This window comes from Rudanella lutea DSM 19387 (assembly GCF_000383955.1).
Lineage (GTDB): Bacteria > Bacteroidota > Bacteroidia > Cytophagales > Spirosomataceae > Rudanella > Rudanella lutea.
On record NZ_KB913013.1, the window covers coordinates 2,134,579 to 2,157,373 of the forward strand.

General features: G+C 57.0%; 14 protein-coding genes. 5 read left to right on the forward strand and 9 right to left on the reverse strand.

Annotated features, from left to right (window positions below; translation table 11 throughout):
• Positions 1-79: 79 nt before the first annotated feature.
• Positions 80-3,754: a PAS domain S-box protein gene (locus RUDLU_RS0108895; protein WP_044130123.1), complete on the reverse strand. Its 3,675-nt coding sequence runs from the start codon at positions 3,752-3,754 to the stop codon at positions 80-82.
• Between the two features lie 370 nt (positions 3,755-4,124).
• Between RUDLU_RS0108895 and RUDLU_RS30280 the strand changes: the two genes are divergently transcribed.
• The 3 genes from RUDLU_RS30280 to RUDLU_RS0108910 all read left to right on the forward strand — a co-directional run bounded on the left by RUDLU_RS30280 (position 4,125) and on the right by RUDLU_RS0108910 (position 5,928).
• Complete coding sequence (locus RUDLU_RS30280) at positions 4,125-4,322, forward strand: PKD domain-containing protein (RefSeq protein WP_245581646.1); 198 nt, start codon at positions 4,125-4,127, stop codon at positions 4,320-4,322.
• A 90-nt stretch (positions 4,323-4,412) separates the two neighbouring features.
• The gene (locus tag RUDLU_RS28695) at positions 4,413-5,186 is read left to right on the forward strand and encodes a hypothetical protein (RefSeq protein WP_157580133.1); all 774 of its coding nucleotides are present in this window, start codon (positions 4,413-4,415) and stop codon (positions 5,184-5,186) included.
• Between the two features lie 40 nt (positions 5,187-5,226).
• Entirely contained in the window at positions 5,227-5,928 is a 702-nt protein-coding gene (locus RUDLU_RS0108910) for a hypothetical protein (RefSeq protein WP_019988026.1), read from the forward strand.
• 17 nt (positions 5,929-5,945) lie between these two features.
• On the opposite strand, the gene RUDLU_RS0108915 is transcribed toward RUDLU_RS0108910, so the two are convergent.
• Positions 5,946-7,310, reverse strand: coding sequence for a hypothetical protein (locus tag RUDLU_RS0108915; protein WP_157580135.1), 1,365 nt, complete (start codon positions 7,308-7,310; stop codon positions 5,946-5,948).
• 194 nt (positions 7,311-7,504) lie between these two features.
• Here RUDLU_RS0108915 and RUDLU_RS27175 point away from each other — a divergent pair, with 194 nt between their 5' ends.
• Positions 7,505-8,857, forward strand: a complete 1,353-nt coding sequence (locus tag RUDLU_RS27175) for a glycoside hydrolase family 2 TIM barrel-domain containing protein (protein WP_019988028.1) — start codon at positions 7,505-7,507, stop codon at positions 8,855-8,857.
• Here the strand turns inward: RUDLU_RS27175 and RUDLU_RS0108925 are convergent.
• Complete coding sequence (locus RUDLU_RS0108925; protein WP_019988029.1) at positions 8,843-11,047, reverse strand: beta/alpha barrel domain-containing protein; 2,205 nt, start codon at positions 11,045-11,047, stop codon at positions 8,843-8,845. The genes RUDLU_RS27175 and RUDLU_RS0108925 overlap by 15 nt on opposite strands.
• 116 nt (positions 11,048-11,163) lie before the next feature.
• Positions 11,164-13,665 carry a glycosyltransferase gene (locus tag RUDLU_RS0108930; protein WP_019988030.1) on the reverse strand — a complete coding sequence of 834 codons (2,502 nt, stop codon included), beginning with the start codon at positions 13,663-13,665 and terminating at the stop codon, positions 11,164-11,166.
• A 165-nt stretch (positions 13,666-13,830) separates the two neighbouring features.
• On the opposite strand from RUDLU_RS0108930, the gene RUDLU_RS27180 reads away from it, so the two are divergent.
• Positions 13,831-14,178, forward strand: a complete 348-nt coding sequence (locus RUDLU_RS27180; RefSeq protein WP_044129390.1) for a four-helix bundle copper-binding protein — start codon at positions 13,831-13,833, stop codon at positions 14,176-14,178.
• Positions 14,179-14,300: 122 nt separating this feature from the next.
• Here the strand turns inward: RUDLU_RS27180 and RUDLU_RS0108940 are convergent, their stop codons facing one another.
• The 5 genes from RUDLU_RS0108940 to RUDLU_RS0108960 all read right to left on the reverse strand — a co-directional run bounded on the left by RUDLU_RS0108940 (position 14,301) and on the right by RUDLU_RS0108960 (position 22,715).
• Entirely contained in the window at positions 14,301-15,716 is a 1,416-nt protein-coding gene (locus RUDLU_RS0108940) for a hypothetical protein (protein ID WP_019988032.1), read from the reverse strand.
• 15 nt (positions 15,717-15,731) lie between these two features.
• Complete coding sequence (locus tag RUDLU_RS0108945) at positions 15,732-19,277, reverse strand: hypothetical protein (protein ID WP_019988033.1); 3,546 nt, start codon at positions 19,275-19,277, stop codon at positions 15,732-15,734.
• Positions 19,278-19,380: 103 nt separating this feature from the next.
• The gene (locus RUDLU_RS0108950; RefSeq protein WP_019988034.1) at positions 19,381-20,859 is read right to left on the reverse strand and encodes a tubulin-like doman-containing protein; all 1,479 of its coding nucleotides are present in this window, start codon (positions 20,857-20,859) and stop codon (positions 19,381-19,383) included.
• A gap of 109 nt (positions 20,860-20,968) precedes the next feature.
• The gene (locus RUDLU_RS0108955) at positions 20,969-21,343 is read right to left on the reverse strand and encodes a hypothetical protein (protein ID WP_019988035.1); all 375 of its coding nucleotides are present in this window, start codon (positions 21,341-21,343) and stop codon (positions 20,969-20,971) included.
• Positions 21,344-21,428: 85 nt separating this feature from the next.
• Positions 21,429-22,715: a hypothetical protein gene (locus tag RUDLU_RS0108960; RefSeq protein ID WP_083940545.1), complete on the reverse strand. Its 1,287-nt coding sequence runs from the start codon at positions 22,713-22,715 to the stop codon at positions 21,429-21,431.
• Between the last annotated feature and the right edge of the window lie 80 nt (positions 22,716-22,795).

Here is a 22,795-nt window from a genome sequence, read left to right on the forward strand (position 1 = left end):
ACAAAAGAGTAATGCACAATATGCCGTGTACAGCGTCTGGTTTTTTACGCATTATACATTACACATTGTGCATTATGTTTCACCCCTTACGCGTCAGCAAAAACTCCTCAAAGGCTCTGGTCAGCGCCTGAAGCTCTTCGGCCAGGTGGCTGGTATCGCTTAATTTGAGCTTACCCTCGGCCTCGCGGGCAATGTGAGCCACCCGCGACACGCCAATAGTGCCCGCACTGCCTTTGAGCGTGTGCAGGTGACTCTTCACCGTCGGAATGTCGCCGAGCGCAAAGGCATCGTTGGCCCCGTTGACCAACTCGGTAGCCTCGGTCACAAACTCACCCATAATCTCATCCACCAGTTCCTGACCACCCAGATCGCGCAACTGCGACACAATCTCCTCATCAATCACGGGCGGCAGCGGGGCCTGTATCTGGGCCGTTTGCTGGGCAATCTGCTGTTGCCGGAGCTGTAGCTGCTGGGCCTCACGCTTGGTACTGGCGGCATCTACCAGCTCTTTCACCTTCGCAATCAGGCTCTGCGCCCGAATCGGCTTGGCAATGTAGTCATCGAGCCCCTGGCTAAGGAACCGCTCCCGGTCTTCGCGCATGGAGTAGGCCGTCATGGCTACAATGGGCGGCAGGTCGTTGCCGAATAGCTCGTGCAGGTGGCGAGTCGTTTCTACGCCGTCCATATCGGGCATCTGGATGTCCATAAAAATGACATCAAAAGGCGGTAACGGCAGCGAAGCGGTATCCGACGACGCTTCGCCCGGTTGCGCTCGTCTTCCCTTTACAATTTCAATCGCTTCGGGTCCGCTTGCGGCCGTAGTCACCAAGCACCCCGCCTTCCGCAGAATCTCGCTCGCTACTTTCCGGTTGGTAGTATTGTCGTCTACGAGCAACACCTGCGGGTGCGTAGTTTTGAAGAAATCGATGAGGGTAACCTCCGTATTTTCGCTTGCCTGCTGGGTGGGGCTGATGGCCGTTTCTTTCAGTTCGATCACAAACCAGAACGTACTCCCCTTCCCTACCATCGACTCCACGCCTACCTCGCCTTTCATCAGCAGGGCCAACTCCTTAGAAATAGCTAGCCCCAGACCCGTGCCGCCAAACGACTTGCGTGACGACTCGTCGACCTGACTGAAGGAGTTGAACAGCAACTTGATATTCTCGGGCGAAATCCCGATACCCGAGTCGCGCACATCTACCCGAATCCGGTTGAACTTCCCTTTTTTGCCCACCAGCGAAGCCGTTACGGTCACTTCGCCGTTTTCGGTAAACTTGATAGCGTTGGAGGTCAGGTTCGACAGAATCTGCAACAGGCGCGTCTGATCGGCAATCACGAACGTCGGCAGGTCGTCGGCCAGGCGGTAAGTGAGCTGGTTATTTTTCGAGGCCGCCTGCTGCCCAAACAAGGCAATTAGTTTGTCGAACACCTCCCGCAGGGCAATGGGCGCTTCGTGCAGCACCATTTTACCGGCTTCAATCTTCGAGAGGTCCAGAATATCGTTCAGAATATTCAGCAACGTTTCGCTCGACCGCTTGATGGTCCGCACGTAGTCGCGCTGTTCCACGTCGAGGGGCGTATCGTTGAGCAGGTCAATCATCCCGATTACGCCGTTCATGGGCGTCCGGATTTCGTGGCTCATATTGGCCAGAAAACGCTCTTTCACCTTGAGCGAGCGTTCGGCCTCTTCTTTAGCCTTCACCAGTTCGGCGGCCTGCCGTTTCAGTTCGGTAATATCGCGGGCCAGTACAGCCACCACCGAATGATGCCCGGCATCGTCTTTCAGCAGGAGCATGTTGAACATAAACTGCCGCTCGGTGCCGTCTTTCCGCCGGAGGGTCACCTCAAAATTGCGGAGGCTCCGGTTGCGCACCAGCCGCAACATAGCCTTGTGAATAATGCTCTTGTCGACAAAGTACTGGGTTACGTCCTGCCCGAGCACTTCTTCGGGCGTGTAGCCCATACGCTTGTACACCGACGGGCTGATCATGGTAATATGCCCGTTGCGGTCCACGCGGCAGTAAATGTCCTGGAGGTTTTCAAAAATACCCCGGAACTTCTCTTCGCTCTGCTGGGTCGCAATTTCGGCCCGCTTGCGGTTGGTAATGTCGCGCGCAATGCCTGATACCTCCTCAATCACCCCACCCGACAACAGAATCGGGTTGAGCTGGAAGTCGAGCCAGGTTTCGGCCGTGCCGGTTCCCTCACCGCCAATCCGCATTTCAAACGTTTGGGGCACCCCCCGAAACGCCTGCCGGTACTTCTCTTCCAGAACCCGGCGGTTTTCGGTCCCGATCATCCGCCAGCCCAAATTGGGCGCACTGCCCAGCATGGTCGGGCGCTCGCCCACGTTACGTTCGATGAGGCTGGTATAATTCTTGTTGAAGGAGGTCAGCTGCAAACTTTTGTTGACCGACCAGATCAGGTACGTACTACTTTCAACAATTGCGTTGAGCCGGGCCGTCTGTTTGTTCAGAGCAGCTTCGTCCTGTTTGCGGGCAATAGCCAAGGCCACCTGCCCCGAAATAAACTCCAGCAACTCCAGATCGCGGGGGCCGTAGGTACGCTCATCGGTGTACGATTTTACGCCGATAATACCCGTCACCTGCTCACCCACGCGCAGCGGAGCCGTAAGCATCACCTTCGGCTGAAGCTGCCCGTAGAGGTCAAGCTGGTGTTGGTCAGCCATTTGCCGAATATCCTTCTCGTACAGAAACAAGGCTTTATTGGCCCGGATAGCGTACTCGGTGAGGCCGTTGCCCAGTCGGCGCTTGGTAAACCGAAGGTGTCCGCCGAAGTACTCATCCACGTAATACGGGAAGTAGAGGTAACGCTTCGAGCCATCGTAGAGGGCAATAAAGAAGTTACGGGCGTCGATAATGTTACCCAGTTCCTCGTGAATTTTGCCGTACAGGTCGTCGAGGTCTCGGGTATTGATCGTCCAGTTGGCAATGCTGTAGTACAGCTTCTGGGCTTTTTCGGCCCGAATTTTGCTCGTTGTATCGTGCAGGATACAACGGAAGGCCGTCGGCCGGCCGTTGTCGTAGCGACAGTTGACGCTGCCCGACACAAAGATGGTTTTGCCGGCCTTGCTGCGGAAAACCGTTTCGAAGTAAGGCAGTTTCTCCCCGTCCTGTATCCGCCCAAGCCGTTGCATCGTCACATCGGCGTAATCGGGATGCAGGACATCGCGAAGGGTTAGGGAGGCCACCTCGTCGGAGCCGAATCCGAGCACCTCACGCCAGGCGCGGTTCACAAACATGAACTTGCCGTCGAGCGTGACGAGCTGAATCAGATCGGAGGTGTTATCGACCAGATCCTGTAGCTGCGCGTTTGAAAACGACAGTGCCGACGCGACGCGTTTTTTTGTGGTGATGTCTTCGCCAATAATGGTAAACGAAGCCAGTTCACCGGCCCTGTGATTGACGATAAACGAGTTTAAGAGTACGTTCCTGACGGCCCCACTACGGGCCAGCAGGTCGATTTCTCGCTGTTCTACGAAGCCCCCGCGCCGGAGGGCCTCCTCGAATTCTCCTTCGAGTTTGGCGCGGTCGGCGGGTGGCACAAACACATCAAAAAAATTACGACCGATGATGTCGTCGGGTTGCCATGCCGTTACGCGATAGGTGTACGGATTGGCGTAGCTAAGCGTACCGTCTTTGTCGACGGTCAGTCCAATCAAATTGAGCTGATCGACCGTCTGACGAACGTCGAACGTAGCGGGCTGCGTGGCAAGGGCGGTTTGAGTTGGCAATGTTGATGAGGGCGTGTTCACAACGAATGCTGTTGGCTGTTTGATACCTGGCTGTATGGCGGCTGTGTGGCACACACCGGTCTACCGTTTGGTATCCATGAATCATCTAAACTACAAAAAAAGACGGCTTATGCGATACTTCCCCCCCGGCAACTCGTCTTATTATCTGACTGCACGACAGTTAGGGCCGCCTGTGGGTGGCTCTGGTGTATGTTTGCAGACTCTACCCATATGAATGATGATCAAACGAATTGGCCCTCTATGCTTCATATTGTGCCTTTTTGCGGCCTGTGAACCGTACGATTTACGGCGGTTCGACTTTCCGAAGTGTCAGGCACCCGAAGCAGGCATTCGCTTCAAACAAGATCTTTTGGAAGTTGAATTCTCATTGACCAACCCGCGGGGCGACATTGGCTCCGTGGGTTGGGATTTGGGCGATGGGCGTACGCGCGTGGGCAATCCGGTGTACCACCGCTACGCAAAACCCGGCACGTACACCGTTTCCATCGTTATTGCCAACAGCTGTAACGACGTTTTTCGGACGAGCCGAACCATCACCATTCAGTAGCAGGCAACGGGTAGCAAACAGGTATGGTTTCTATGGTTGTTGCGGATGAAACACGTTTTACTCTTTCTATGGTTATTTCCGGGTTTTTGTATGGCGCAGCTCGTGAGCGATGTTCGGCTCCGCATGCCCGACCCTACCCGACTCGAAATCTGGTATAACCTCCTCGAACCCGCCGATTCGGTCTGGATCGAAGTGGAGGCCCGTTTTGGTGGGCAACTCAAACCCACGGCAGCCTACCTCTACGGCGATTACGGCCGCGATGTGCCCGTAGGACCCAACCGCCGTATCGTGTGGTACCTCTACGACGAGGGCCACCGCATCAAATCCGACGTACAGGTGCGCGTACTGGCCCGCCCCCTCGCGCTGCCGGGCCCTATTGTGCAGGAAGCCCCCGAAGCCATTGCCCTATATCCACTTCTGAACGATAAAAGCCGCTGGCCCATTGGCCCCGGCTGGGCGGCCCTGTCGGCTGTGCTGCCCGGTGTGGGCAATATGTTTGTACACCGGGGCGAAACCGGCAAGCCCAAAGTTCGGGTGGGAGCCCGGCCGCTGGTGACCGCCAGCTTTTACGGTGCCCTGCTGTACGGGCTCAATCAGCGCCGACTCGCACGGGCGTGGTACGACGAGTACACCCGCCAGAAAAACCCGACCGAAGGCGAACCCTTCTACCAAACCGCCAACACGTATCACCAACGATATTACCTGGCCACGCGAGTGGCTGCCCTAATCTGGGCTACCGACGTGACGCTCACGCTTATACGCGGCCTGCGCGACCAACGTGCGGTCCGAAAAGCCTCGACTGTATCGTGGGCACCGGGTTGGCAAAACGGGGTACTAATAGCCCAGGTACGCGCCCGGTTTTGAGGAGCATACGTGAACGTAGCTACTAAATCAAATACCACCCGTGATCCGACTTTTATTCATTCTGCTCGTTTGGCTGCCGGGCCTGGCCCTCGCCCAGTCGAAAACCGTTGAATCAGCCAGTAGTGCCTGGGTAGCAGTAGAAACCAGCCCGATGCTCCCCTGGAAAGCCCCCGAGGGGCTCGTATTTCGCGAAACCTTTACTGAAGCCAACCCCAACCGGTGGCCCGTTGGCCTGCGCGGGGGCTTTACCTACACGCCCGGCCCGGTAGGCTACCAGTTGGAACGCAGGGGGGCCGACAGCAGCCAAATGGCCCGCGCCTGGATTCAGCTCGCCAACCGGTTCGATTTGCCCCGCATTGATACATTTATGGTGCAACTCGACCTGTTGCCCCGCGCCGATACGTACCCCAACGGTGGTCTGCTATTCGGCGTGGCCGACTCACTCAATTACAGCCGGGTGTGGCTCGACGGTAAAAACCGGGTAACTGTGCAACAGATTGTCGATGGTAAACCCGACGCGGCCTCGACCACCGACCGGCTCGCCAGTGTTCGGTTTCCGATACAGAAAGGGCGTAACCGAATCACGGTATGGCGACGGGGCAACCGGCTGCATGTATTTGTCAATGACAAAGAGCTACCCGGTAGCCCGTTTCTGAACCGGGTGGTGCGGGGGAACGGCGTGGGGGTATTTGCCAAAGGCAACTGGCTCGCCTTCCGCAACCTTACGGTACGCACGCCCTGACACGCGCCCAACCGGGCTTACTCAACCGGATTACCTTTCTCGTCGATGTCGTAGGTGCGGCCGTTGCGCACAACGGTAGCCCGACCGTCGCGGAAAACGGTGATATCGTCGTAGATCGGAAAAATCATCCAGTCATTGTCGCGCCAAAGGCCCCACTTACGGCCCAAACGAGCCGGGCGCTCACCAAAGTCGCCCGTCGTTGCCAGCACCTGATCGTACTTTTTGTCAGGTTTGCTCTCTTCAACCACCGGCTTCTCGGTCGAGGTAGGTTCAGGGACCGTCCTGGGTTCACGCGCGGGCTCGTCGGTAGCCTCGCTTTCGCTGGAGGTTACCGGTTCGGAAGTTCGTTTTGCTTTTTCGCGCTTGCGTTTTGGGGCAGGCGTCTCTTCAACCTGTTCCGAACGGTCCGGGCGGTCTTCGTCGGTTTCGGTATTTTTGTTTTTCGCATTTGGCTTAATCAGCAGGTACAAAATAAGCAGTACAGATACGGCAAACACGGCGCCCCAAACACCCGCATTAGACGAGAGCGAACTCTGGGGCGGTGCCGGGGGGGGCGTTGGCGCGGGGCGCTGAGGGGGTGGTGTCGGGGGTACATACGCCCGAACAGGCTCAACAACGGGGGCTGGAGCGGGCTCGGGTTCTTTGTCCCACCAGCTCAGGTGCCGCCAATCGGTCGAGAGTATCTTTTCGGTGAGGTTGTTACCGACGGGCTCGCTCACCGACGCGTAAAAGTTGGCCGACAAGTACGCCAACACCTCTTCCGACAGCACGTTTTCGTCGGTCGGCATGGCCCGAAACAACAACCGCAGCTCCCGGGCCGTAATATGTCCCTCGTACTCATCCAGAATTGTTTTGACCCGTGCGCGCACGGCAGCCGCATCATCGGGACGGGCCGCGATCGGTCGGGCCGCGGTCGGTCGGGGCGCCGGGCCAAGGTCAGGCGCTTGAATGGGCGGAGCGGTCGGTGGGGATGCCGGCGTTTCGGGAACAGGTGGTGCCGCCGGGGGCGGGGTTACGGCCTCCGGTGCAACCGGGGCTGTTTGTTTGAGGTCGGCAATCAGTTGCGGAATCCAGCGGTCGCGCACAAAAGAATTACTCAGGCCCATCCGTTCGGCCTCGGCCACAAAATCGTCGGTCTGAGTCTGATGTAATTGGTACTGCGGTGGGGCCGACAGCGCATCTTCGAGCCGACGGCGTAGATCAGCTAGCTTTTCGAAGTTGATTTGCCGACTCACTTCGTTGACCAGTCGCCGAAAATCTTCGGCCGAAATACCCTCACGGGCCGCTTCTTCGGGCAAGCCGGTTTGCCGCCAATGGCGCTCTTTTACCTGTCCTCGCCGGAGAACAATTTCTTCCTTAATACGCTCCTGTAATGTTGCCATGTTCTTCTGGCTACAAAAGTAGCGAAGCCCCGGCATTGTTTACTCACGTTTGACACGCCCACCCGGAAACCTCCAACCTACCCAGCCAGCCTATTTTTACACAATTATGCGGAATGCTTACAACTTTACTCCCAAAAAGTGACGATGACCGGTGCCGAGGGTCAATTAATCAGGATCGCTATTCTCATTGACTCATGCGTTTTGCTACCCTGTTGCTGCTGACGCTGCTGAGTAGCTGGCTACTTCCCGGCTGTACCAGTAGCCAATCGGGCCAACCTACCTCAGGCCAGTCTAACAAGCCTACCTCAATCGGGTACGACGGAAAAACCTACCAGTTGCTGCGGTACGGCAAACCGTATTTTATCGAAGGAGCCGGCGGTATTATGTACTACGACCGGCTCAAAGCCGCGGGCGGTAACTCCATCCGAATCTGGGACGACATCGACGCGGGCCAACTGCTCGACGAAGCGCACCGGCTGGGGCTTACGGTCATGTTTGGCCTGTGGGTTGAGCGCGAAATCGAAGGCTTCGATTACGATGATCAGGCGGCTGTGGACCGGCAGTATGAACGCATCCGCAAAACCGTACTCAAATACCGCAATCACCCGGCTCTCCTGCTCTGGTGTGTGGGTAACGAGTGGGCGCAGAACGCCGACAATTTCAAGGTTTACGACGAGGTGAACCGGCTGGCCAAACTGGTGCACGACCTCGACCCCGACCATCCCGTGAGCACGGCTATCTCGCCCGACAGCAAACGGGCTATCTGGCTGGTGGCGCAGCGGTGCCCGGCGGTCGATGTCTTGTCGGTCAATGCGTACGCGCTCACGAGTCAGCTGAGCGAGTTTTTCAGCGAAGGCGGCTGGAAAGGGCCTTACATCATTTCGGAATACGGCGCTCAGGCGTATTGGGAAACCACGACTACGCCCTGGTCGGCCCCGATTGAACCCAGCAGCGACCAGAAAGCCGACTTCGTGCGTCGGTTCTACCCCGCATACATCGGTTCAAGACCGGCCAACTGCCTGGGGGCCTACCTCTTTTACTGGGGCACCAAACAGGAGGAGTCGCACACGTGGTTTAGTGTGTTTGATGACAAAGGTCGGGAAACACCCCTCGTGGGGCTTATGCAGGAGCTTTGGAGCGGCCGATCACCAGCTAACCAGGCCCCGTCGATTCGGGGATTGCTGATTGATGGCCAACCCACTACCCACCAATCTTTCGCTATCCGGTCTTTCCTGACCGGGTCACGAAAGACCGGAGACGGCCTGCACCGGGGGCAGGTGATGGCTACCGATGCCGAGGGCGACAGCCTAACGTATTTGTGGGAAATAAAGCCCCGCGCCCTCCGCACAGCCGACTACATTGGCACGCCACGCCCGGCCCTGGAAGGGCTGTTCGTGACGTCCAACCAATCGGCGGTTTCGTTTCGGCTCCCTACGCAACCGGGCGCTTACCGGCTTTTCGTCAACGTGTACGACACCCATAACCACGTAGCTACGGGTAATTTTTCGTTCGAGATCACCGGCAAACCGGCCTCAGTCGATCAGTAGCCATGTCATGCTTTCGGGGGCCATTTCGAGCGTAACGGTAGCTTCGTGCTGCCCGTTGAGTGAATACAAACGGGGCTTCCCCTCGCCCACCCGAATCCGGGCTTTTCCCATCAGGCCGGTGTAATACAAAGGCAGCTGAATAGTGCGGGTAATGGGTTCTTTGAGTGGATTAAACAAAATAGCCAGGCCCTTTTGCTTACCCGTCGGGTCGACGTGCAACATCCCATCCCAATCACGGCCGTCGGGTCGGCGGAGGTGAATCAGGTCGGCGTTCAGAACCGTTCGGTACATTTTATACCACTGCACCACCTCGCTCACCACAGCTTTGGTTGCGTCGGTATCGTACAGGCGGGGGCCCCGGTAACAGGCCTGCGCCCCCGAACCGTAATTCTGCAACATCAGGGCTTTGTAGTCGGGCAGGTGCTCCGACAGGGGCTCAATAGTAGCGGCACTCCCCCCGCCCTGATACTCGGTCAGGGGCACAAACATCCAGCCCATTGAAGGGGTTTTCTCCCAGGTTCCGTCGAAAATATGCTGCCGCCCGTGCACAATCTGCTCAGCGCGGGGCAGCGAGAAATTCACCTCGCGGTAGCCCATCGCTATTTTGTGAGTACCGTCCAGAAAATACCAGTCGGGCGCATTGATGTACACCCCGCGCTCATTGAGCCACCGGTAGAATCCTTTCTGCATCTCCATCTGCGCCCATTGGCTATCAGCCAGCCCTTTGTGGCCGGGATGCGTAGTGGATGCGCATACATCGCCGGGGTACGGGCCGTCGTGTTCGAGGATATCGAAGCCGGTTTCACTTATAAATTTCTTCAGCTTTTTCAGATACGCGAGCCCCCAGACACTCCCAAGGCAGGGGGCCGCCCCAAACTGCGCCCCTTTGTCGGGCAGGCCCGTTTTAGGGTCAATCACGTCGTCGGCATCGCTAATCCGACGGCTGCTAAACAGCGAGTAGCCACCCAGCAAAATTCCTTTGCTATGGGCATAATCGGCCAGGGCTTTGAACTTTTGAATATTGGCCGCCGAGGTATCTTCCATATTCAGGCCACTGCCAAAGCTCAGGATAATCATTTCGTAGCCCGTAGCAGCGCACTGATCCACCATGTCGCGCACCTTACCCGGATCGGTGCTGATGAGGTGCATGAAAATCGGGTTTTGGGTAGTCCAGGGGGCAATGGTCCGGTACATCCGGCGCTTGGCCAGCCCGTTGCGTTCCCGATCGTAAGAGTCGAGCAGCAACTCGTTCGTCCGAATCGAGGTAAACGCCCCCCCGGCCGACAGGGTTACGCCCGGCCCAATGGGTGGATGGACTTCGAGCAAACAGGGTGTTTGATAGTCGTAATTGACCTGCGAGCGGTACAGGCTATCGGTTTTCCAGTGGGTTGTCTGGTCCGACAGATTGGCCTTCATGGCATTGTTGAACGCGTAGTTGCTCTCGATGTACAACCGGGCGGGTTTCTGCATCTGATCGGGCCGCCCCACCACCGCCGATTCTTCTTCGGGTACGGCCAGAATCTCGTTTGTCACGGCATCAAGCGTCACCTCAGCCGTGCCCGTGTTCTGCACCGTCAGCCATTTTACCAGCAACGGCAGACCGTCGTACAGGCCGTAATGCACCGTCACGGTGACGCCTTTCAGCTCGGTGGCCTGGTGGATGTACGTAAACGAGAGCGTTTGGCCAGTGGGCGGGTTAGGATTGGTAGCCCACAGCTTCGGTTTCCAGTTTACATAGGGTTTCAGGCTCCCCACCTCTACCCGTTGCAGCTGAAAATCAGCCGTCGACGCGGTCAGCTTATCGAGCCACTCCTCGCGCAGGTACGCGTGCAGCGGTTGGCCTGTCATGCCCCCGATGTTGTACGTACGGCCGTTGAGAGTAAGACGGGCTTCGGCCCGTACCGAACGCACAAACTGCTCGCCTGTGCCGAGGTGCTTCAACGAAACAGTAGCGGCATTAGGCGTCAGCCGAAACCGCCGGAGCAAGAGGCCGTTGGTCAGGTACAGTTCGCGGCTGTCGGCCGAGCGGTACACCCGTGCCGGGGCCGCTACCGGGGTCACGAGCCAATCGGCCGTAACGGGTTTTTCGCCGGCCCAAAGGGGCAGTTCGGGCAGGGTTTGGCCCTGTAGCCCGGAGGGGCTCATGGAGCCCAAACATCCAATCAGAAAGAAAAGCAGTACGGTGCGCATAAGTCAACGGTTGGGCAGTTTGCCTATCCGCCAAAGCGCCAATCTGCGCGCGGTTACTGCTGAGTAAGTAACGTCGGCAGGCGTTTTTCAGCTCGTAGCAGACGAGCGTTTGAAGCTTACTCAAAAATTACCCCCCGAATCTGTGGGTACCGCTCATGCAGCAGATTCTGCGCTTCGGTGAGCCACTGCCCACCAGCAGCCCCCCCCTCGGCAGAATACAGATGGGTGAGCAGAATCGGTTTTTGTCGAATGCTGTAGGCGGCATGGGTCCGAATGGTGGTGTGCAGGGGTTGGTACAGGGCCGCAAACGAATGGCTACGGCCATCGGGGGCGCGGGTGGGGTCGTTTATTACACTCAGGCCAATCCAGTGCACAAAGTCGGAGCCCGGATAGTGCGCACTGATGCTCGACGGCTGCACCGGGCACCACACCCAGGCCAGATTTTGCACACGCTGTTGCCGGGCCAGCTGAACGATCCGTTGCCACGCCATACGATACAAAATCAACGTGGTATCCCGACGCGAGCCCCAGGGCCGGTGGGGGTTATCGAACTGAGGCAGAAAACTAACCAGTACCGGGCGACCATAGGCCCTGGAAACCCGCAGAAATTCGAGCAACTCAGCATCGTGCCGATGCGTTACAATTTCATTCAGAAACCCGGCAATCTGTTGTTCCGAGGGTTTGGTCCGGGCCTCGGGTTCAATGGATAAAAAGGGTATCTGACCCGCCAAAACCGGCCAGTCAGGCTGCCCGATACGCCCCCCCGGCCCGAGCGACCACCGCACCGACTGCGGTATGATGAGGGACCCCGAATCGGCCAGTTGTACCGAGGTTCGTTTGGTGATGCCGTTCATGCCCACGTAAAACGGCTGGGTATTGGCATACCGGATATCAATCGTTGGCCGGATAATCTCGGTTCGGTAGCTGTACATGGTCATACCAAGTGTGAGCAGCAGCACCACCCCTGCCAACGGAATGGCCGACAGTCGCAAGCCGTAGTACAGCCCATAACGCACTTTCCAGGCAGCAATGCGCATTCGCCAGACCGCCATGTTTCCGGTCGACAGGGCCTGTAGGCGGTTGCCCAACCGGGCCCAGAACAGTTCCTGCCCGATCAGGACATTTGTACTTAGCATCAATACATTAACCAGCCCGAAACCGATCATGAGCTGCGAATAGGTGTTGTTGAGTGCAAAACGGCCGTAGTGATAAATGCTGTACGTAATAGCCCCCAGCGTTGCCAGCACCATGAGCAAGTTGGGCAAAATCAGCACCCGGTTATTGCGTGGGCGGTCGTCTTTGGGGGTCGGGATGTAGGGCACCCGCACCCGAAACAGCGTGTAAACAAACCCAAGCACATACACCCACCAGGTTCCGCCCGCCAGAATACCACCAAGCAGGTGAAAGCCCGCTTCGTGCCGTTCGATGAGCCACCGCTGGGCAAATTGCCGAATCAGAAAGCCCGTCAGCAGCAAGGGCGTGTACACCATGGCAAACAAAACCAGATCGAGCTTGATGGGTAACCGCATCATCACCAGCGAACAGATCGGAATCAGCAGATCGATGAGCTGCACCACCCCGAGCAGGTAATACAAAGGCAAGGTCAGGTAATGGATTTTTTGCCGACCCGTGAGCCCGCCAAACACCCTCGGCAGAGTTGTCACGAGCAGTTCAAACGTACCGCGCGACCATTTCAGCTGCTGTTTGTAGTAGGCCGACAACGTGGCTGGCACCAGACCGTACGAGAGCGGCAGGGGCACATACACCGACTGCCAGCCGTTGGCGTGGAGTCGCATGGCCGTGTGCATGTCTTCGGAAAGGCCGTTGGCATGCCCCCCGATGGAGTCGAGGGCGGCCCGGCGAAATGTGCAGTTGGCTCCGATGGCCTGCGCCGTGCCATACTGCCCCATGCAGGTCATCATGGGCCCATAAAAGCTGTAGGTCTGCTCGGTAGCGCCAAAAGCCACCACGCTTTCTTTACGGTTGTAATACGCCTGCGTGCATTGCACAAACCCGATGTTGGGGTCTTCAAAATAGGGCAATACCTGATCGAGAAAATCGGGCACCGGCACATGGTCCGGGTCAATAACGAGGCATATGTCGCCGGTAGCCTCGCGCAGGGCGTTGTTTATGTTTCCTGCCTTAGCGTCGGTTTTATCGGTGCGCGTCACGTGCCGCACACCCATCTCGGCACACACTTGTTTCAGGTAAGGATCGTCGGCTTCGTCGCAGAGGTAGGTAGTATGCGGATAGGTAATGCCCTGAATAGCCTGCAAGGTGTTGATGACCATCTCGTGCGGCTCGCCGGGACAATAGGTAGTCAGCACATCGACGGTCCAGGTACGGGTTACGGGTGGCTTCACGGGCGGCACTACCTTCCAGTAATGGTACCACTCGTGCAGAAGCCGGAGCAGTTTGAACACGACCGAGACCGTCAATAGCACAAACAGCCACGAGTAGCCCCGGTTGGCGGGCTGAAAATAGACGTATCCAAACGCCCCAACAAACAGCAAACCAATGACAATCAGAAACCTAACCGAACGTATATCACGCGATCTGGTCGAAAAATTGTACAGATCATTGGGCGACGTAACGTTGAACCGAGGCCATTTTTTCATAAATCAGGCACCTTGTGTGTACCTGTTTAGACTCATTTTGCCCAATCGGTCAGTAGCCAAACCGGCCCGAATCTGTACATAATTTTTGGAAAACGACCGGGGAATCGCAATCGACCAACATTCAATAGTCTACCGAGTTAAGGCGGTAAACAAACCTTATACGCTATGATTGCTCAACACTTTCAGGATTGTATCGATGCCTGCCAGGCTTGTGCCCTTGCCTGCGACCAATGTGCTGATGCCTGCTTAGGCGAAGAACACGTACACCACATGGTTGAGTGTATCCGGCTCGACCGCGACTGCGCCAAAATCTGTCAGATGGCCGTTTCGTTTATGGCGTCGAACAGTGCGCATGCGGCCGACGTGTGCAAGCTGTGCGCGCACATTTGCGAGGCCTGCGCGGCTGAGTGTGGTAAACACGACGAAGACCATTGCCGAGCCTGCGCCGAAGCCTGCCGCCGTTGCGCTGAGGCTTGCCGCCAAATGGCCCTGTCGGCGCATAATCTAAATTAAGCGACTGATTCAGAAGATCGTAAAAAAGGTGCTGGCGCGGCATAAAGCTTTGCATCAGCACCTTTTTTATGATCTAAATACGCATCACGACAGGCAATTCAAAGCATTGAATCGCCTGTCTCTCAGCTGAACGCAATTTGTGCCTTTTCCTGAATGAGCCACTTATTCCCCTGCAAAACGAGTCGTCCCGGTTGAGTTGTCTGAATCCGGCTGTTGGGTGCGGGCTGCGAGGTGTATTCGCAGGCATCGTTCAGATACGAATACGGGTCGCTGAGGGCGAGCCGCTGCGCGTACGGGTCGTCGGCGACGCGGAAAGTAGCCTGACCGGGGGCCTGTATCTGCAACTGGTAAATCATGGGTCGCTCACTTGTTTTCTCAGAGAGTGAGTCGGCGCTGAATCCATCGCCCAAATCCACCGTGCGCGCATACAGGAGTGTAGGGGCGGGCGGCACCACAGCGGGAGCCGGTTGCGGAGACGGAGCGGCTGGTGTTGGCGGCACGGGCGGCTGGGCCGGCGCCGGGGTTGCTGAACGGGGCCGGTTCTGCGGAGGGGCCGAGGGCGGGTTCTGCGGGCGGTTATCGGCTGCGGGCGACGGCGCCGGGACCGGGTTTGGCGGAGCCATCTGCTGCGCTTGCGACCGGCCGGCCGGGGCGGGCATAGGCTCTTTAGTGGCCGGAGCCGCCACAACCGGAATACCCGTTGGCAGCCCCACCGCTTTTTGCAGCACGGCAAGCTGACTTTCCAGCTGAGCCACTCGCTCTTCGAGCCGCCGGTTGGCATCCTGCACCCGATTGCGCTCGCCTTTCAGGTGAAACAGATCATCGCTTAGTTGCGCCAGTTGCCTATCGGTAGCCGCGTCGAGTGGCTTGGGGGCCGTTCCTGACCCGCCCGAACGGCGATGGATAAAAAACACCCACCCGGCCAGCGCCAGCCCCAGCAACGACAGAATCAACGCCAAACCACTTTTAGAAAGCCAGCCATTATCAGCCTGTTGCGCGGCACTCACGGGGGTAATGTCATCGGCATCGGCATACGTCGTGTCAATTTCTGTCACACCACCCTCAACCGGGGCTTCACCCTGCGTTGGGGCGTTCATGGCCAGCGTTGCCGGTGCCGACTGCCCGCCCGACAGCTCGGTCATCTGGGCTTCGTACGAAGAAAATGACGGCAAGCTCCGCCGGTGTTGCCGCTCAGTCCCACTGGTTACGCGGTTGAGCAGATCGGTCCGTAGCTCGGCAAGAGCCGCAGTGGGGTCCTTGGCGGCTGTAGCCGGGTTGGCCGCCCACCGCTCCACCTCACTCACAAGCTCATCGGCCTTGGTGAGTTTCTGCTCCCGAATAAACGTTTTCAGGCTCGGATAACTCACACAATCGGGGCACGATTTTTTGGCCGGGTAGCCGTACGTTTTGGAGTCGGTAGCCAGAAACTCCACCGTTGCTTTGGCCATTTTGAAAGCCCGGTCGCCCACCTGATCGGCGGTAAGCGTCTGGGCGAGGGTTGCCAGCGGGAAAAGAAAGAGAGTTAGAAAGGTTTTCATGTGGGTTCGCGGTGGTTAGCCCTGCTGAATATGTTTCGACAACTCGTACAACGCGTGTTTAAGCGGCAGGAAAAAGAACGTCTCCGACAAACGGGCGTCGGGGTCGCGCTCAATCGCCAACCGGCCCAGCAGGTAGCTATCCCACAGCACGTTATGGCGCGATGCGGGGTCGTTGCCCACCAGGAAATCGTAATACTGGTCGGGCCGCTGAATATCGAAATCGGCCAGAAACGACGCGATTGTGCGATTCTTGAGGGTCTTTTCCAGAAACACCCGCACGTTTTCGATCACGGCTTCGTGGAAATCGGTCCGCAAACGGGCCTCCTCGGCGCTGGTGATGTTATACACAAAATCGACCGGTGCCTCGTCGGTTTTCCGGGCCTCGCCCCAGTACGTAACCGGCTCAGGCCGCACGCTTTGCCCCACGTTGGTGTCTTGTTGTTGCTGGTACAGCACAGCACCATTGGCCGTGGTTTCCTTCGGTTTGTCGGTAAACACAATCCGGAAACCGCCCGGTGCCGGCTGGTTGGAGTACGCCTGAAACAGCAGTTGGGTAAACTCTGTCAGGTCGGCGGTGGAGCCGAGCAGATTGAGGTATTGCGAACCCCGGCCTGTAAAGGTCAGGAAGCGCGGCAACTGCAAGCCGTTGGCCTCCAGCAACTGCGTCAGGTGGTAGATAATCGACGCGTAATGCAGGTAGAGCACCATCCGAAGGGCCGGTCGGAAGTCTTTCATCGACTGCGTAAACCGGAAGTGCGCATCCTGTTTGAACAACAGACTCACCACGTCTTCGGCGGTCATCTCGTCTTTCTGCAAAAACGACTCCAGCGTACCGTCTTCGGCCCGGTACGGCATAGGGTTCCGCTGTTTGTACAGCAGGTAGTTCTGGATAAACCCGTTGTCTTTGCGGTACGACGGATACCCCTGTTCGTTGAGGCCGCCCCCCCAAATGTCGTTGGCGGCAAACCGGAACGAGGTGTTCAGATACCGCCGTTGCTGCTGCACAAACAACATAATGTCGGACGTTCCCCCCCCAATGTCAATGTTGACGGCGTCGGACGTGGGCAGCACGCCTTTTTTCATGAGGTAGAAATACGGTGCTACCGACTCCGAAATAGGTTCGTACACAAACTGACCGCTGCCCCTGAACGCCTGCTCAAAGGCCTTCTGCCACTCTTCAACAAGCCCGTTGCGGGTACCCCGACGCATACTCGACGGAGCCAGCCAAACGACTTTGGTTTTGGTGATGTCGCCCTCGTTCAGAATAATCTTATTGCGGATCAGCAGGAGCAGCGTCTCAAAAAACGCCCGTACCCGCGGCCGGTTGAGGGCATCTTTGGGCTGATTCTCAAACAACCATTTGAGGTTGGTCACGTAGCGGTTTACATCGCCACTTGCCGATTGTTCGAGGTCGATATTGAAGCCCAGATTGAGCTTGCTGAACAGGTAATCGCCCCCGTCCTGAATCCCTTTTTTCTCGTACACCGTGGTCCGCAACGGAAACGCAAACGGCGAACCCGCCCGGCCGTCGGCACTAATTACGGGCGGTACAAACTCCCGCCGAATAAGCGGCTCCATCTCATCGAACGTACCAAACCCGCTCTTCAGCGCGTACCGCTGGTAGCTTGTCTGGGCTTCGGGGCCGTTATAAGGCTTGTTGAGCAGCACCACCTGAAGTTCGGCATCTTCGGCTACGGTCAGGGGTTGCGGTTCGGCATTACCGGCGACGCCATCGTTTTCCAGATAGGCTACGTGCGTGTTCGACGTGCCAAAGTCGATGGCAAACGTAAAGGCCCGGTAGCTCTGGTTTATGACCCGGAACGAGGGCAGAATAAGCCCCCGGTAGGTATCACCCCCGTAATTGAGCTGCACCTCCATCAGATCGAAGGCCTGCGGTACTTTGTAGTAGTACGAAGCCGGAGCCAGGGGCGATTTGAGGCTCCGTGCTTCGGGTGTATTCACCTGTACCGGCGCTTTCCGAATCAGGTTCGGGAACTGGTAAAAGTGTACGCCCGTGGGCCGGAAACCGTATTCCACCCCGCTGCCGTCGGCCAGCATGACCGTGTAATTGTTCAGATCCTGCAAATCGGGGCGGGTAACCCGGTAGAACGGGAAAAACGCCAGATCGGCCCGAAACTCAATAACCGTATTGGGATCGCGCAGGTCGTAGGCTTTGCGGAACGTAACCCGCCGGTTGTTCTTGACGGGCACTTCGAGCGTGGCCGTTACCATGTTGGCGTCGATCTGAATAGTCAGGTACCGGTCGAGATCCTCAGGCGTAAAGAAGTTGAAATACTCCTTCCGAACGGGCAACAGAAAGTGGCAGTCGGCCCCATCGCGCAGGCCTGTCCGGAAACGCTCGTTGTTGATCTTGTACGGCATCCGAACCAGAAAATCCTCTAGGAAGTCGTCGGTTGATACAAACGGGTACCGCACATTGTCCACGCCGGGCAGGTAGCGGTCGGCCAGGAGGCCATCGCGGCTGAGGTCGTTCAGGTGAACGGGTAAGACCTCGGTACGCGGGTTCCAGTCGGTATTTTTGACGTACTTCCCGGCCACCTCCATGCGCGAGGCCAACGCCAGTGGCTTGCGTACTTTGGTCGGGGCTCCGTTGGCGTAGGTTTCGGCCGCGTAATAATCGACCGTGGGCTGCATCACAAAATCGCTTTCGCGCTCAATATCTTCGAGCACGTCGGCTTCACGAACGCCGTAGAGCACCAGCCCCGGTACCACCTGTAGGGTCGCATTGGTTTCGCCCCCCACCGTGATCGGGTCAAAGCTGCCCAGGGTTTTGTCGGCTTCGGTACGCAGGGGAGAGGTGTTATCGTCGAATATCCGGTACAAAAACTCCCGGAAGCCGCCCGTGAGCAGTCCATTCTGCTCCCGATAAATACGGGCCAGATAAGTCACAAAGGCAATGTCGCGGTCGGCCAGGGGTACATATTCATTGCGAAACAAGGTACGGCCGTTGGTGCTTTTGGGCGGCTCAATAAATCGGTTCTGACGCTCCTGCTCCCAGTTGGGCGAGGTAAACACGAGCGACAGGGGCGATGTGCCGCCGAGCAACGCACCCTTGTAGTAGATCATGGTAATCTGCTGGAGCGTACCCAGGTCGCCCTGCAAATCCAGTTCGAGCGCCTTGGCCAGAATGGCGTGCGCGTGTCGCTGTCCCGATCCCGGCGCACCGGCTCGCTGCCGAAGCGCTTCAAGCCGTTCGCCTTTGTTCCAGACCCGATACGTGATGTCGGTGTTGCGTGGCCCACCCTGAAACAACAGTTCGAGCAGGTCGAGGCAGTGCGACACCAGCACGTGGTACAGCGAGTGCTCGCGGGGGTTTAGGTCATTCTTGACCATCCGAAACGCCGTATCGAACAGGTACAGCCGGGCAAACGGCGACGGAATCGACGTGCCTGCTTTCGAGGCCGAGCCACTACCACCCGTGAGCGTATCGGGAATGTGTTCAATGCGGTTGCCCGTCAGGCCACCCCGGCTCTGGGTCCAGTCCTGATGGTCCTGCTGACCCACATTCGGGTCTTTATCAATGCGAAGGATATGTGGCATAGTTGGTTAATGTATAATGATTAATGAATAATGTATAATGAGGCTTAGGATGCATGACTCACGCTTGCGAAGCCATTCTTCATTATACATTTTACATTATTCATTAACTATCAGCTAATTGTCGGTTTACTGTTTCCAATTTTTCGCGGCAACGGTCGGCTACCTCGATGAGCATCTGCATAAAACGGGCTTCGTTTTGGGGGAAGGTCTTCTGCAACTTATTTTCGACCTCGCCAGCCTGGTCGCGCAGGAACCCCTCGCTGATGCCTTTCTTGAAGAAGCCGGTTTCGATCTGCTTCGAGCGGACCATCGAGTTAAAATCGGCGTTCAGGTCGAACGGCGCGAAGGCCCGGTCATTCTGCGCCATTTCGGCCAGCCAACCCCGGAAATGCACGCCCATAAAGTTTTGTAGGGCTGTGTAAAACGAGTTGGTGGTGATGTCCTGCCGCAGGTTCAGGTTGCGGGCAAAGGCCTCGGTCAGATGACCCGGCAGGAAATCGGTGTAAAATTTGGTAGCGTACGCAAACCGGATGAGCGGTTCGAGGAGGTCGTTGTAGGTACGGTCGTAAAAATGGGGCAAATCGAGGGTGCGGTCGTTGCGCTTCACCCCAAACTCGTAATGCTGCTTGCCGCCCCCGAACTCATCGGCGGGCCGACGGGCAAAATCGAGCACAGCCGCAGCCGCGAGCATCTCTACCACGTGGGCATTGTTGACCTGCTGCGCCCCGCCCTCTACGTTGGGGTACAACTTACCACCGGCCTGATCGCCAATATAATACAGGGCATCGAGGTGGACCTGCGTCTGGTAATAACTCAGGGCCGCCTTGGTTTTCGACAGAAACCGGTTCTGATCAATCGAGCTATTGGTATTGTCTTCGAGCGCGAAATAGGGCATCACGGTCACGGCCCCTTTGCGGGCGTTCCGAATGGGTAGCTTCTGATTCGGTTGCTGCAACAGTTTCACCAACTGCGGAAACCCCGACGAACCCGTACCACCAAAGATGGAGCTGATGATAAAGATCCGGTCGGTGGCATCGTTGAAGGCCCCCGTGAAGTATTTGTACACGGCCGAGTCTTCGAGCGCGTTGAACACTACGCTCCCGATGTTGGGGTTGCCTTTGAAACCCACCGACAGGTTCAGTTTGAGCTCGGCTGTGGTGGGCTTGGCTGAGTTATCGTACAGCAGTTTGAGCAGTTCGCGGTCGGTATCGTCCATACTGCTCACCTGCAAAAATTCCTCGAACGTACCCTCGTGATCGGTCAGCTTGGGCATCACCGAATCACCCAGTCGCTCCTGCGCGTTTTCGGCCTGCAAGGTACCGAGGGGCTGCAAAGGCGTGGCAAAAAAGGTTTTCTGACCCTGCGAACCGGTAGGTCCTTCGTACGCACCCCGGCGGATAGTGCGGTACAGGTCGACCACCCGCAGGCTGCGTTCGGTGTCGCCATTCTGCATATCCATATCGAGCAGAATAGGCACAATGGTCAGATCAGCGGGGGTTTTGGCCCCGGCCGCCAACATCATGGTCAGCGAGCGTAATACGCGGGCACCGGTTCCGCCGATGCCGAAAAGGAATAGTTTCATACTTTGAGAAGTGATGAGTGATGAGCGATGAACGATGAGTGGGCTGGCGCTCGATTAATTTACAGGCGTCAGCAAACTCATCGTTCATCGCTCATCACTCAACGCCAGTTTAAACCGGTGTCCGCCGGGCGTAAATCGAGAAACGCTTCAGTAAAAACGAAAAGAGAACGAAGTACAGTACGGCGTACAGGGCATTTACCCCACCGAATCCCTGCATGTACGCGTCCGATTCGTCGGCCCCGGTTTGGTCGAGGGCGTAGCTCAGGGCATACGCGTAGCCAAACACAGCCGCCACAATCAGTGTGACCACCCAGGGGCCTACTTTATAGAAAACGGCTTTCCAGCGACCCAGACCGAGGTAAAAAATAGCCGCCAGTACAAATGCCACCACCAGCGTGAGCAGGCCAACCGGGTTGAAAATGGTTTCTGCGTAAATCGGGTCGTCGTTCTGACCCAGCCAGAGTTCGTATAGGGATGTAAACATAGTTATTGGGACGTTAGACTGGTAGACATTAGACGTTAGACCTTCTTCGATGAGTCTAACGTCTAATGTCTACCAGTCTAACGTCTTATTTTTCGAGTTTAAATGTAAAGTTGACAAAATCGTTGGTGCCGGTCTGATAGGCTTCGCGGACGCCATTCATGAGGTGAACGAGCGCAAAGGTCTTCTTCCGCCGACCGGCTTCGGTGCGGTCGTCCATAGTCGACCAGTCGGTTTGGTACCACGTATCGAACCGAACGGGCATCCGCACGTTCACCGTGGCTTCATCGTCGAACAGATCATCGATTTTAAAGGTCAGCACGTGCGAGTTCCGGGCCAGTAACTGTTGCTCGCGGTCGGTCATGCGTTTGGTGGTGTTCACGTTTTCGCGCCGTTGCACGTTCACGAGCTTGAGCGTGGCATTGTCGGCCTTAATCACCAGATTCTCTTTCAGATAATCCGGAGCCTGCGCGTAGGCGGGCAGCCCGGCCAGATCGAGGCCGATGGCAAACTCCGCCGGTTCGGCTTTCCGGCCAAACTTGATCTCGGTCACGTTGCCCCGCTCAGCGCGCCAGTCGCCTTTTTTGTTCAGGCCGAAAAACAGTTCGTACTTTTTCAGCCCATCGCCCGAGCCAAAGCTAAGCTGCTGAGCCGGGCGTTCGCTCAGGCGCTCCAGCAGCTGCCGATCGAAATCGGCCACGAGCGATTGCTTGCCAATCACCCAGATATAAAACGGCCGCTGCTCACCATTGAGCTGCGATTTCTTGTTCTGGTAATCGTAATACGTGCCGTTGAAAGCCGAGTTGTACGCGTACACTGTGGCCGATATTCCCTTGCGGCTCAGGCTCGCAAACTGATCGTTTATCTGGTTTTTCAGGACACTCGACGCGTTGTTGCGGTTAATTTCGGGGTCGCGCTTGATGTCGGCGTCGGGAAACGACAGGATACAGTCTGACACCAGCACGGCTACATCATTGCCTGTAGCCTTGGCCCCTACCTGCCCAAAAATGGTGTGCAGTTTCGAGCTTTTGCCATTGGCTAAGGGCGTGGTAGCCAGTCCCTCCACAAACGGCCCTACCCCACCCTGATACGGCTGCGGCTTATCGGTGATAGTGTACACCGAAACAGGAGCAATCTGGTTGCTTTTGTTGACTACCTCCGACACTACGTCTTTAAACGTAGTGGCTCCCTTTAGGTAGCCGCCCATACTGGCCGACGTTTCCAAAAAGAAGTGAATACGGCCAATACCAGCCACTTTCTCGGCGGGTTTGGTCCCTTCGTCTTTGGGTTTACGCTTGCCCCCTCCCCCACAGCCAGACAAGAGCAGGACAGACGCAATAACGAAACCCGAAACGGTTAGTCTCAAAGTAAGCATAGTGTTTTCAATATACAGTGGAGCGGTGCTGGTTCGGCGCTCCGATCCGCCCGGCCGTCAGGCCAATTATAGGATTCATT